The 12,131-nt window shown below is 66.9% G+C and carries 10 protein-coding genes; 3 read left to right on the forward strand and 7 right to left on the reverse strand.

The annotated features are described in order from the left end of the window. Positions 1–42: 42 nt before the first annotated feature. Positions 43–1,200 carry an LLM class flavin-dependent oxidoreductase gene (locus tag J3U95_RS17390; RefSeq protein WP_208279924.1) on the reverse strand — a complete coding sequence of 386 codons (1,158 nt, stop codon included), beginning with the start codon at positions 1,198–1,200 and terminating at the stop codon, positions 43–45. A gap of 27 nt (positions 1,201–1,227) precedes the next feature. After that, positions 1,228–2,253 (reverse strand): LLM class flavin-dependent oxidoreductase, encoded by a 1,026-nt coding sequence (locus tag J3U95_RS17395; protein ID WP_208279925.1) that lies wholly within the window; start codon positions 2,251–2,253, stop codon positions 1,228–1,230. A 212-nt stretch (positions 2,254–2,465) separates the two neighbouring features. Here J3U95_RS17395 and J3U95_RS17400 point away from each other — a divergent pair, with 212 nt between their 5' ends. Then, positions 2,466–3,056, forward strand: coding sequence for a malonic semialdehyde reductase (locus tag J3U95_RS17400; RefSeq protein ID WP_208279926.1), 591 nt, complete (start codon positions 2,466–2,468; stop codon positions 3,054–3,056). 7 nt (positions 3,057–3,063) lie between these two features. Here J3U95_RS17400 and J3U95_RS17405 read toward each other — a convergent pair whose 3' ends face one another. After that, on the reverse strand, positions 3,064–4,137 hold the full coding sequence (locus J3U95_RS17405) for an ABC transporter substrate-binding protein (RefSeq protein WP_208279927.1): 1,074 nt from the start codon (positions 4,135–4,137) through the stop codon (positions 3,064–3,066). A 223-nt stretch (positions 4,138–4,360) separates the two neighbouring features. On the opposite strand from J3U95_RS17405, the gene J3U95_RS17410 reads away from it, so the two are divergent. Continuing rightward, positions 4,361–5,401 carry an ABC transporter substrate-binding protein gene (locus tag J3U95_RS17410; protein ID WP_208279928.1) on the forward strand — a complete coding sequence of 347 codons (1,041 nt, stop codon included), beginning with the start codon at positions 4,361–4,363 and terminating at the stop codon, positions 5,399–5,401. A 16-nt stretch (positions 5,402–5,417) separates the two neighbouring features. On the opposite strand, the gene J3U95_RS17415 is transcribed toward J3U95_RS17410, so the two are convergent. Continuing rightward, positions 5,418–6,596: a sigma-54 interaction domain-containing protein gene (locus J3U95_RS17415; protein WP_208279929.1), complete on the reverse strand. Its 1,179-nt coding sequence runs from the start codon at positions 6,594–6,596 to the stop codon at positions 5,418–5,420. Positions 6,597–6,807: 211 nt separating this feature from the next. Here J3U95_RS17415 and J3U95_RS17420 point away from each other — a divergent pair, with 211 nt between their 5' ends. After that, positions 6,808–7,878, forward strand: coding sequence for an ABC transporter substrate-binding protein (locus J3U95_RS17420; RefSeq protein ID WP_208279930.1), 1,071 nt, complete (start codon positions 6,808–6,810; stop codon positions 7,876–7,878). Between the two features lie 66 nt (positions 7,879–7,944). On the opposite strand, the gene J3U95_RS17425 is transcribed toward J3U95_RS17420, so the two are convergent. From J3U95_RS17425 to J3U95_RS17435, 3 genes are read right to left on the reverse strand one after another with little or no spacing between them, the layout of a single operon-like run. Further along, positions 7,945–9,342, reverse strand: coding sequence for a cytochrome c (locus J3U95_RS17425; protein WP_208279931.1), 1,398 nt, complete (start codon positions 9,340–9,342; stop codon positions 7,945–7,947). Between the two features lie 12 nt (positions 9,343–9,354). Next, a complete protein-coding gene (locus tag J3U95_RS17430) occupies positions 9,355–11,130 on the reverse strand; it encodes a GMC family oxidoreductase (protein WP_208279932.1) in 1,776 nt (591 codons plus the stop codon). A gap of 6 nt (positions 11,131–11,136) precedes the next feature. Continuing rightward, on the reverse strand, positions 11,137–11,865 hold the full coding sequence (locus tag J3U95_RS17435; protein WP_208279933.1) for a gluconate 2-dehydrogenase subunit 3 family protein: 729 nt from the start codon (positions 11,863–11,865) through the stop codon (positions 11,137–11,139). Positions 11,866–12,131: the final 266 nt, after the last annotated feature.

A 12,131-nucleotide genomic window follows, 5' to 3' on the forward strand; every position in this document is an offset into this window, starting at 1 on the left:
GCCGGGTCGCCCCGGCCTTCTTGCCTGTCATATGAACGGGTTCTATCCGACCGCGCGCAGCAGTTGCTGGCCGGCGCGCCCGCGCACCAGCGGCAACACTTCCTCACCCACCCTGTAGGCTTCTTCCAGATGCGGCGTGCTGGCCAGGATGAAGGCGTCGGCGCCCAGTTGCACCAGGTCGTCCAGCCGCTGCGCCACCTGCTCGTAGCTGCCGACGATGCCCTGGGTCTGGCCGCCGCGCAGCAGGTTGAAGCCCGACCAGATATTCGGCTCGACGATCAAGTCCTTGTAGCTGTTGACCGTGGTCGGCCGGTTGCCGCGCTGCCGCGCCGCGCCCACCGAGTCGCTGCCATCCACGCCGAGGAAGGCATCGAGTGTGGCCTTGTCGGTATTGGCGAACCCTTTCGCCACCTCGGCCCAGGCTTCTTCTTCGGTGGCGCGCGCCACGATGTCGACCCGCACCGCGCACTTGATCTTGCGTCCCAGCTTGTCGGTCTTTTCCTTGACCTTGGCGAATTTCTCGCGCAGTTGATCGAAGGGTTCGAGCCAGGTCAGGTAGTAGTCGGCATGCTTCGAGGCCGAGGCCAGCGCCGCATCGGACGAGCCGGAGAAGTAAATCTCGGGGAAGTCCTGGCTGGACAGCGGATGCGCCAGGCCCGCATCCTCGACCTGGTAGAACTTGCCCTGGTAAGAGAAGGAGCCGCCGCGCCAGACACCGCGCACGATGTCGAGGAATTCGGTCGTGCGGGTGTAGCGGTCGTCGTGGCCGGCCGAATCGCCCCACCACAGCTGCGCCGGTCCGCCGCCGCCGGTGATCACGTTGTACAGCGCCCGCCCTCCGGTGGCGCGTTGCAGGCTGGCGGTCATGCGCGCCGCCACCACCGGGTTCAGGAAGCCCGGCTGGAACGGGATCATGAACCGGAAGGTCGACGTCTCGCGCGCCAGCAGGCTCGAGATCACCCACGGCTCGTCGGTCATCGGAAAGGACGGGATGAGGCCGCCCTGGAAGCCGGAGATCTCGGCCGCATGGGCGATCTCGGCGATGTAGTCGATGTAGCTGAAACCGCCGCTGCCGCCGCCGACGCTGGGATTGCGCAGGTAGTCGTTGCCGGGGAACCAGTCACCGCGGTGCGGCGCGCGGCTGCGGTGCGAGCTCGGTTCGCCGTGGGTTGGGATACGCCAGAAGATATCGATGGTCATGATGGATGTCCTTGAATGCGGTAGGTGTCAGGCGGCCTGGCGCTTCGCGCCCTGGTTGGTGCCCAGGCGGGCGCGCAGGCGCGGCAGCACGTGCTCGCCGAAACGCCATGCTTCTTCGAGATGCGGCGTGGCGCCCAGCACGAAGCTGGTGACGCCGGCCTCGGCATACTCGGCCAGGCGCTGCTCGACTTCGGCGTAGCTGCCGACCAGGGTGCGGCGCTCGAATTCGGCACGCTCATCTCCGCTCTGCGCCAGGTAGAGCGCGGCCTCGCGCTCCGCTTCCGCGGCGTCTTCGCGCGCCAGCACGTCGATGCGCAGTCCGATCGCGAGCGGCCGGTCCTTGGCCAGTTCACGCAGGCGCGCGACGTGCCCACGCAGCTCCCCGACCGGGGCAGCTTCGAATACGTGGACGTCGGCCTGGCGCGCCGACAGCGCGAGCGCCTCTTCCGATGTGCCTTCCAGGTACACCGGCGGCAAGGGGTTCCCGCCCAGAGGACCACGGAAGCCCCCGCCCTGCACCTCGAAGAAACGCCCCTTGAAGTCGTAGGGGGCGCTCGTCTGCACGCCACGCGCGACGGTCACGAATTCATCGATCCGCGCAAGCACATCCTGCTGCGGCACATTGTCGGCATGGCGCCGCCGCGTCGCCTCGTCGGCGCCACCGACGATCTGCCAGCCGAAGCGGCCATCCGTCGCGCGCTGGAAGCTGACCGCGTTCTTGGCGGCGTAGACTGCCGAACCCCAGCCCGCATCGAAGCCGGCGATCAGCCGCAGGTGCCGGGTGCCACGCGCCAGGTAGCCGGCCACGATCCATGACTCGTCGCCGTCCAGGTCATGCGGGACCAGAACGCCGTCGAAGCCGGTGATGTCGGCGGCGCGCGCGACCTGGTGCAGGTAGTCGAAGTAATTGAAGCGGTCGCCGCGCGGATCGCTCACGCCTTCCGTGAAGGGAATGTGGCCCGACGCGGAGCGCTCTCCGCGGCGGCTGCGCTGCCCCTGCGAGTAGCGGCCGTCGCCGCTGGTGGGCAGTTGCCAGATGAATTCGGTGGTCATAAGAGATCCTCGTGAAGTGGTAAGCTCCAGTCGAGCAGGATGCATGCCATGCGGCCGACGGCCAGGCTGCTGCGCACGCAGCACCTGGCGCGCACGCACTGGCCACAAAACGACAGCATGCTGCATCCCGCGCAGCGGCAAGCGCGAGACGCGGCTGGAGCGCTTCTTGCGTGCGAGTGACGTTCCCTTCACCCAACCCGGAAGTAACGACCTTGTCCTCACCACTGAACGACGCTGCCCTCGACCAGCTGTTTCGCAGCGCCCGCACCTACAGCCGCTTCCTGCCGCGCGCGGTCGAGCGCGAAACCATCGCGGCACTGTACGACCTGCTGAAATGGGGCCCGACCGCCTTCAACGCCCAACCGGCGCGCTACGTCATCCTGCAGTCGCCGCAGGCGAAGGAGCGCCTGGCTCCAGCACTGTCATCGGGCAACCGCGACAAGACCCTGGCGGCGCCGGCGGTCGTGATCGTGGCCCAGGACCTGCGCTTTCACGAGCACTTGCCCGAGCAATTCCCCGTCTACGACGCCAAGGCGCTGTTCGACGCCAACCCGGCGCTACTCGAATCGACGGCGCAGCGCAATGCCGCGCTGCAGGGCGCCTACCTGATCCTTGCCGCGCGGGCCCTGGGCCTGGACACCGGTCCGATGTCGGGATTCGACGCGGATGCCGTCAATCGCGAGTTCTTCGCGGACGGACGCCATCGCGCCAACTTCCTCGTCAACCTCGGCTACGGCGACCCGGAATCGCTGCGTCCGCGCGGCCCGCGCCTGGACTTCGCGCAGGCCGTCACGGTACTCTAAGAGCGCTCTAGGCCGCCCGCAGGCGGCGCGCCAGCGCCGCGCCGAACGGCCGCGCATCGATCCAGCCGCGCACGTCGACCGCAGCCGGCAGGAATTCCCAGCGCAGCAGAAAGTCGGCGAAGTCCTCCAGGCCGGCGATGTTCGCTTCCGACAGCGAAGTATCCAGCCGCTGGTGCGCATCCTGCCCATAGGCCGCCGTCACCCAGTACTCGCTGGTATTCGATTCGCGCGCCAGGAAGCGGCGCGTATCGCCCGGGTTGGCGCGCGCCCACTCCTGGGCGCGCAGCACCTGGTCGACGATGTCCACCGCCACGTCGAAATGCTGCTCGACCAGGTGGCTGTCGACCGTCAGCGCACGCGGCGTGCCGTTGTTCGAGCGCACCAGCGGCTCCGGATGCACGCCGGTATCGATCACCGTGTGCAGGCCGAACAGCTGCGCCAGCTGGGCCGCGATGGCGCCCTTCAGGAAGATCGCATCGACCTCGCCACGCAGCAGGCCCACCAGCTCGGCCGCCTGGCCGCCACTACGGCGCTGGCCACCGAAGACATTGGTGCCGGCCACCCGCTCGGCCGGCGCCTCGCTCTGGCCCTGTTCGATCACGAAGTCGACCAGCTCCACGTCGCTGACCTCGAGCCCATCCAGGCGCAAGGCGTTTTCCAGCCCGCGGATCGCTTGCGCGCGGGCGAAGTCGATCTGGGCGTTGATCCACTTGGGCAGGCCGAAGCGTCGGCCTTTGAGGTCGCGCGGGGTGCGGATGCCGCTGGTCGGCAAGGTCAGGATGCGCTGGGTCTCGTCGGCCCAGGACAGGCCGATCAGCCGCGTCGCGCTGCCCGCGGCGCGCGCCCACAGCGCCGGAATATTACCGCCGTGGCGCACGGAGTTCTGCAGGGTATGGTCGAAATGCGACTCGCGCACGGCGCGCTGGTCCGACTCGCGCAGCGACTTGACCGCGGTGCCGCGGGCGGCCAGCGTTTCTTCGAGCCAGCCCTGCTGCACCGCGATGCCGAGTGCGGTCGGCACCGGGCAGCGGGTGTACCACAGGGTGTCGAGCTGGTTCAGGCTATTTGCTTGGGTACTCATCTTCTCTCCTCGATGATGGAATGGGACGACGTCGGCTTCTACTGCGCAAGACACGTGCCACCTTCTTTCACCGCTTGACGACTGCCGATCGAGCAACCGGTGCTGCCGCAACATCAGCGCTGCGCCGAAAACAGCAATCCGGCGCGGCCTGGCTCCGGCACGCTTCCTGCATTCCAGACCTGCACCGGGCCGTCTGGCCTGCCCACCGAAGGAGCTGACGCGCATGAGCATTGATACGATCTGGTTTACCCGATGTCCCGTCCCCACCGCCACCGGCCTGGCCTACAAGCTGGGATGGCTGGACGAGGAATTCGCCGCCGACGGTATCGCCATCAAGACCTTGCAGGAGACCGGCGGCGAGCTGGCGCGCCACCACTACGACCACGGCTTGAGCACGCTGATCCGCGAAGGCGGCAACCTGCTGGCCCTGCCGGCGCGCGCGCAAGGCGCCGACACCCGCCTGGTCGGCCTGACCTGGATCGACGAATGGCAAACCATCCTGGTGCGGCCCGGCTCCGGCATCCGCAGCCCGCGCGACCTGAAAGGCAAGCGCCTGGCGCTGCCGGTGTTTCGCCGCGACGATCTCGCATGGAACCGGCGCGGACGGAGCATTGCGCGCGGCATGAGCCTGGCGGGCTACCATGGGGCACTGGCCAGCGTCGGCCTGGGGCTGGCCGACGTTATCCTGGAAGAAGTGGGCAGCCCCGAGGCGACGCCGCCGGGCGCCGCCCCCGGCGCCAGCCTGTGGCAAGGCATCGCGGCCCTGGTGCGCGGCGACGTCGATGCGGTCTACGTCAAAGGCGCGGCGGCGGTGGAGGCGGCGCGCGCGGCCGGCGTCGAAGTCGGCATCGATCTCGACGCCCTGCCCCAGCGCCGCCACCGCGTCAACAACGGCACGCCACGGCCGATCACCGTGCACCGCGAATTCCTGGAGCGCCATTTCGACCTGCTGACCCGCTTCCTGGCGCAGACGCTGCGCGCCGCCGACTGGGCGGCCCAGCACCGGGACGATGTGCTGGCGATCCTGCAGCTCGAGACCCAGGCCAGCGGCGACGCCGTGGCCGCCGCCTACCGCGACGGCTTCCATACCGCCCTGGCGCCCGACCTGGCCGAAGAACGCCTGGCTCTGTTCGAACAGCAGAAGAACTTCCAGCTGGTCCACGGCTTCCTCGACCGCGACGTCGACGTGCGCGCCTGGGCCGACGCCCGGCCGCTGGCGGCGGCGCGCGCGCTGCTGGACAGCCGGGAGCAGTTGGCGGCTTGAGAAAGCCCGGCCGGCGTCAGGCCAGGACGCCGGCCTTCTTCAGATAGGTACGCAGCACGTTGCGGCTGATGTTCAGGTAGCGCGCCGTGCGCAGCTGGTTGCGGTCGCTGCTCTCCCAGGCAGCCACCACCAGCTGCAGTTGCAGGGCCTCGAAGGTGATCTGCTCGCCCGAGTCGAGCAGCGCCTGCCAGGCGGCCTGGAAGCGCTCGGATTCGCAGGCGACGGCGGTAGGTGGCTCGGGTTCTGGCGTTGGAGCAGATACAGGCGCGGGCGGCGCGAAGTACACCGGTGGAGCCGGCGCACTCACAGGCGCCTGCATCAACGGCGACAGGCTCAGGTCGGCAGGAGTAACCCGCCCATTGCGGCACACCAGCAGCGCGCGGTGCACCACGTTTTCCAGTTCGCGGATATTGCCGGGCCACGGATACTGGCGCAGGGCCAGTTCGGCGTCTGGCGACAGGCTCACCTCGCCCAGGTGCAGGCGCTCGGCATAGACCTGGACGAAGTGGCGCGTGAGCGGCATCACGTCGCCGGGCCGTTCGCGCAGCGGCAGCAGCGGCAGCGCGATCACCTGCAGGCGGTAATACAGGTCTTCGCGAAAGCGCCCAGCGCGCACGGCCTCGGCCAAGTCGACGTTGGTGGCGGCGATCAGGCGCACGTCGATCGGCACCGTCTGGCGTGAACCGAGGCGCACCACTTCGCGCTCCTGCAGCACGCGCAGCAGCTTGACCTGCATCGGCAGCGGCAGGTCGCCGATCTCGTCGAGGAACAGCGTGCCGCCGTTGGCGGTCTCGAACCAGCCGGCCTTGCCCTGCGCGGCGCCGGTGTAGGCCCCCTTTTCGTAGCCGAACAATTCGCTCTCGATCAGGGTCTCGGAAAACGCGCCGCAGTTGATTGCCACGAATTTGCCGCCGCTGCGGCGGCTCAGCGCGTGCACGTGGCGCGCGATCAGCTCCTTGCCGGTGCCGGTTTCGCCGGTGACGAGGATGGTGGCCTCGCTGGGCGCCACGCGCTCGATCATCTCTTGCAGCGCGCGCGAGCGCGGGTCGGCGAACACGAAGGCGGTGGCCCGCACCAGCAGGCTGGTCTTGGGCGCGTCGGTGAACGCCACCAGCGGCTCGGCGTCCGGGCCGCCGCGCGCGAGCTGGGCGTTGCGCGCGAATTCGGGTGGTACGTAGGGGGCGGTCAGGTTCATGTCCCGACTATAGTCGTGCGCGGCCGCGCTGCGAACGAATTGTCCGACGCAAGCTTATCCGGATTACGCATATCCACGCCCGACGCATTCGAAACTGCGCCGAAACTGCGCGCCAGCCAGCAAAAGCTGCGCAAAAAGCAGCAATCGGCACTCAATTTGCGCTGGCCCGGCGCTTGCTCTGACTGTGGATACGACAACCTGGATACAACACATGACATCACCATTGCACTCCCCGATCCAGCTCTGGTACAGCCACCGGGGCGGCGCCACCGCCACCGGCCTGGCTGTCGGCAAGGGCTGGCTGCACGCCGAATTCGACGGCGGCGCCACCTCGCTGCGCTCGCTGGAAGACGCGGCCAGCCGCGACATCCGCCTGTCCTATTACCATCATGGCCAGACCGGCCTGTTCCGAGAAGGCGGCAATGTGCCGGCGCTGTGGGCCCGCTCCGAGGGCCAGGGCGCGGTGGTGATCGGCATCACCTGGGTCGACGAATACCAGGGCATCCTGGTACAGGAGGGCAGCGGCATCCAGACCCTGGCCGACCTGAAAACGAAGCGTCTCGGACTGCCGCTGCGCCGGCGCGCCCTGATCGACATCCACCGCGCGAGCGCCCAACGGGGCTTCGCCACCGCATTGAGCGCTGCCGGACTCGATCCGCGCCGCGCACGCTGGACGCATATCGAGTCGCCCGATTTCGAGTTCCCGCAACGCGATCCGGGCCGCGACATCGAACTCGATGCGCTGAAGTCGGGCTATGTGGATGCGGTATTCCTGCGCGGCGCCCAGGGCCATGCCGCGGCCCGCGACCCGTCCTTGCGCGTGGTCGCCGACCTGAACCGGCTGGAAGACCCGCTGCAGCGGGTCAATAACGGCACGCCGCGGCCGATCACGGTCGACCGCGATTTTTTGGCGCGCCATCCCGGCATCGTGCGCCGCTACCTGGGCGTGCTGCTACGCGCGGGCGCCTGGGCGCGCGAGCATCCGGATGAAGTGGCCCGGCTGGCGGCCCTCGAGAACCCGGGCTACACCGCGCTCGACGTCACCGGCGCGCTCGGCCCCGCCCTGCACCGCAGCCTGACGCCGGCCCTCGATCCGATCCGGCTGGCGGGACTGGCCTCGCAGAAGGAATTCCTGCTCGACTGGGGGTATATACGGCGCGATTTCAATATCGATGACTGGATCGATCCGGCGCCATTGTCGGAAGCGAAGCTGTTCGCCGGGCAAGCGGCACCGGCTACGGCAATCCACTCCCCCATCAAGGCCTCGGCCTACGTCCACTAAAAAAAAACGGCGCCGCCGGCCCCCGTCAATGTGACGGGTACCGACGGCGCCGCCGTCACCTACGGATCAGTGCTTGGTATCGCCCTTGTCCGCCGTATGCAACTCGTGCTCCTTGACCAGCTTGCGCACCTTGGCGACTTCGGCCGCGCCGACCGGCGAAGCCTGGTTGCCCCAGCTGTTACGGACAAAAGTCACCAGCTGCGCGGTCTCTTCGTCCGACAACCGCCATGCGAAGCCCGGCATGCCCAGGTCAGACGGCGCCGTGTGGGTCGACGGCAGGCGGGCGCCGGCCAGGATCACGCGGATCAGCGAGGTGGCGTCTTCCTGCAGCACGGTCGGGTTGCCCGGCAGCGCAGGGAACACGTCGCCGGCCGCCTTGCCGTCCACGCGGTGGCAGGCCGCGCAGTTGTCCAGGTAGAGCTGGACGCCGCGTTCGCTGTCGTTGCCCTGCATGATCTTCTGCACGGTGGCGTCGCTGGCGGCGAAGGAGGCCTTCTTGTTGCCGCTCTCCGGCAGGCTCTTGATGTAGAGCGCCATCGCCATCAGGTCATCGTCGGTCATGTTCTGGGTGCTGTGCTTGACGACGTCCTGCATCGGCTCGCCCAGCACGCCCGAGTGCTTGTTACGGGCGGTCTTGAGCGTGTCGACGATGTCCTGCGCAGTCCAGTTACCCATGCCGTCGACTTTGTCGCCGCGCAGGTTGACCGCCAGCCAGCCATCGATCAGCGGGCCGCCGGCCAGGTATTCCGGACCGGATTCGTCCAGCGCCAGCTCGTTGAGCGTCGCCGCACGCGGAGTGTGGCAGCTGCCGCAGTGGCCCAGGCTCTGCACCAGGTAGGCGCCGCGGGCGATCTTCTGGTCCGAATACTTCGTCAGGTCCATCGGGCCCTGCACCGGCACGAAGGTCTTGCGCCAGATGCCCAGCGGCCAGCGGGTCGACAGCGGCCAGCTGATCTCGTTGTCGCGGTTGGCCTGCTTGACCGGCTCGACGCCGTGCATGAAGTAGGCGTACAGCGCACGCATGTCGTCGTCGCTCATGCGGGCATACGACGGGAACGGCATCGCCGGGTACAGGGTGCCGCCGCTCGGCACGATGCCGTGGCGGACCGCGCGATCGAAATCGTCCAGCGAGTAGTTGCCGATGCCGGTTTCCTTGTCCGGCGTGACGTTGGTCGCGTACATATTACCGATCGGCGACTGGATCACGCGGCCGCCGGCGAACTCCTTGCCGCCCGGCGCCGTGTGGCAGGCGATACAGTCGGAGGCGGTGGCGACATAGCGGCCCTTCTCGATCAGGCCTGCATCCGGCTTGACGCCGGGCGCCAGGTTCGCCAGCTGCGGACCCGGTTCGATCTTGCGGGTCTCGGTCGGCGCCACGGCATAGCCGTAGGCGCCGGCAAAGACCACCGCGCCGGCGATGGCGAGACCGAGGACGATTTTCTTGACAGGTTTTTGTTTGGTCATGTGTTCGTCCTCTTATGCCTGCACCAGCGGGCCCGGGTTCTTGATGTACTGCTCCCGGATCGCTTTCGCGCACCAGTAAGCCAGCGCGCCCACCATGCCGGTAGGGTTGTAGCCGTTGTTCTGCGGGAAGGCGTTGGCGCCGGGCGCGAACACGTTCGGCACGTCCCACGACTGCAGGTACTTGTTCAGCGCAGAGGTCTTGGGGTTGTCGCCCATGATGGCGCCGCCGACCGTGTGGGTACTCTGGTACTGGTTGATGTTGTAGTGCGTGCCCGGCTTCTTGGCATCGCCCTTGGTCGCCAGCGGGTTCAGGACCTTGCACATCTCCTGCGCCTTGTCGACCAGGTAGGCCGACACCGCGATCTCGTTGTCGTGCCAGTCGAAGGTCATGCGCAAGAGCGGACGGCCGAAGGCATCCTTGTAGTTCGGATCGAGGTCGAGGTAGGCGTCGTCGTACGCCATGCAGGAGCCCTGCACTTCGTAGTAGAACGAGTGACGCATCGCGTCCTTGGCGCCCTTCTTCCAGTCGCTGCCCCAGTTCGGCACGCCCGGCGCGGTCGCGATGCCGCGCACCGGACCGCCGCCCGGCTGGCGCGCCCAGATGACGCCGCCGCCGACGAAGCCCGACTTGGTCGGATCGTTGCGGTTGCCGTTCAGGTCGTCGAAGGTCGTGCCGCCGCCGCCGATGCCCATGAACTGGTTGGCGTGCACGTTCTTGTCGAAGAACAGCGAGACGCGGTTCAGGTTCTGGTACGAGTAGTTCTTGCCGACGGTGCCGGTCTTGGTGACCGGGTCGTAGGCCGGGCCGATCTTCGAGATCAGCATCAGGTGCACGTTATACAGCGAGAACGCGCCCAGGATGACGATGTCCGCCGGCTGTTCGCATTCCTGGCCGCCGGCGTCGAGGTAGTTCACGCCGGTGGCCATCTTGCCGTCCGCCGTCAGGTTCACCTTCAGCACCTGGGCGAGCGTGCGCATCTCGAAATTCTTGCGGCCGCGCAGCACCGGGAAGATGTTGATGTTCGGGCTGGCCTTCGAGTAGTTCAGGCAGCCATAGTCCGAGCAGAAGCCGCAGAAGTTACATGGGCCCATCTGGCAGCCGTACGGATTGACGTAGCTGGCCGAGGTGTTCGAGGCCGGGATCGGGAACGGGTGGTAACCCATTTCGCGCGCCGCCTTGTAGAACATCTCGCCGCCCAGGTAGTCCGGATTCGGTCCCAGCGGGTATTCGCGCGAACGCGAGCCTTCGAACGGGTTGCCGCCTTCGACGACCTTGCCGTTCAACACGCCAGCCTTGCCCGAGGTGCCGCACACGTATTCGAAGTGCGAGAAATGCGGTTCCAGCTCTTCATAGGTGACCGGGAAGTCCTGGATCGACATACCTTCCGGCATGATCTTCTTGCCGTAGCGCTGCTCCATCGTGCTGCGCAGGTTGAAGTCCTCCGGCAGCGCGCGGAAGTGCACGCCCGACCAGTGCGAACCCGCGCCGCCCACGCCGGTGCCCGGCTTGAACGAACCCATGCGGCGCTTCGGCACCGCCACGGTGTTCAGGTTGTGGCGGATGGTCACGGTCTCTTGCGCCAGCGACTGCAGGTATTTGCGGTGCACCGAGCCTTCGAGTTCGTCGATCACGCGCGGATACGCGAAGTCGGTCTGCGTGTCGCGATCAGGGCCGCGTTCCAGGATGACCACGTTCAGGCCTGCGTCCGTCAATTCCTTGGCCATGATGGCGCCGACCCAGCCGGCGCCGACGATGACGACGTCTTTTTTCTCTTTTACGATTGCCATATTCTCTTATCCCCTCCGTCCTGCCAGGTCCACCGGTCCCAGCGGATACGGTTTGTCGCGAATCTTCACCCACTCCAGGTAGTCGCCCCGCATGCCGGGGTAACCGATCATCTTCCAGGCGCCCATGTCCTTGTTGCCGCCGTGGCTAGGATCGGAGAAGTAGCCGGCGCGGGTCTCGGCCAGGAAGTCGGCGAAGAAGGTCTTCGACGAAATATCGGCGAGCTTGATCTTGCCGCCTTCGAGGTCCTTGAGGACCGCTTCCTGCATGCGCACGTCGAGGTCGGCGAACGCCTTGCCCGAATAGGTCTTGGCGCAATGCGCATCGACGTTGGCGATGCCGACGCGGATGATGTCCTTCAGCGCCAGCTTGCCCTGGTAGCCGAACTCGGCGGTCGCTTCCAGGAACGGGCCCTGCATGTACCAGATGCTGCCGGACGCGTACGGCGACTGCATGTGGCGATCGATGAACTCGGGCACGCCGAGCTCGACGGCGCCTGGGCCGTGTTCGTCATGCGGAATCAGGCGATCGACCGCGGCGATCACGAATTTCCATTCCTTCGCGTTGAAGAACTTGGGCGTGTAGGGATTCGGCTTGCCTTCCGCAGGCGCGGTGGCGGTGGCATTGGCGTTGGGCAGACCCTGGTGGATGGCTGCCGCCGCGCCCGCGCCCATGGGCACGAACACCAGGCTCTTGATGAGGCGCCGCCGCGATGGGGATTGCTGATCGTCGGACATGAAGTCTCTCTCTCAATGTGAAGAATGTATTTTGTATGCAAAATGCAAGATACATAGTACCAATAACCAAGGGGGTATGCCAATCCCCAATACCCGAGATAGGTAATTTCTATAGAGAAATTTTTCAGACATCCGACGTTCCCGGCGGCGCCATCGGTCCGCCAAGCCACTCACGGCAACTATCACGGAGATACCAAGAGTCACAACACAGGCAGCTGCGCCAGCTGCTAGAATTGTCCTTTCGAACTTTCAGAACCTTTAGAATC

The organism is Massilia oculi (assembly GCF_017582745.1).
Taxonomy (GTDB): Bacteria; Pseudomonadota; Gammaproteobacteria; order Burkholderiales; family Burkholderiaceae_D; genus Telluria; species Telluria oculi_A.

Coding starts and splice junctions, on each gene's coding strand:
- J3U95_RS17435 (WP_208279933.1), bottom strand. CDS start 11,865: ATGTCCGACGATCAGCAATCCCCATCGCGGCGGCGCCTCATCAAGAGC.
- J3U95_RS17410 (WP_208279928.1), top strand. CDS start 4,361: ATGAGCATTGATACGATCTGGTTTACCCGATGTCCCGTCCCCACCGCC.
- J3U95_RS17415 (WP_208279929.1), bottom strand. CDS start 6,596: ATGAACCTGACCGCCCCCTACGTACCACCCGAATTCGCGCGCAACGCC.
- J3U95_RS17430 (WP_208279932.1), bottom strand. CDS start 11,130: ATGGCAATCGTAAAAGAGAAAAAAGACGTCGTCATCGTCGGCGCCGGC.
- J3U95_RS17405 (WP_208279927.1), bottom strand. CDS start 4,137: ATGAGTACCCAAGCAAATAGCCTGAACCAGCTCGACACCCTGTGGTAC.
- J3U95_RS17390 (WP_208279924.1), bottom strand. CDS start 1,200: ATGACCATCGATATCTTCTGGCGTATCCCAACCCACGGCGAACCGAGC.
- J3U95_RS17395 (WP_208279925.1), bottom strand. CDS start 2,253: ATGACCACCGAATTCATCTGGCAACTGCCCACCAGCGGCGACGGCCGC.
- J3U95_RS17425 (WP_208279931.1), bottom strand. CDS start 9,342: ATGACCAAACAAAAACCTGTCAAGAAAATCGTCCTCGGTCTCGCCATC.
- J3U95_RS17420 (WP_208279930.1), top strand. CDS start 6,808: ATGACATCACCATTGCACTCCCCGATCCAGCTCTGGTACAGCCACCGG.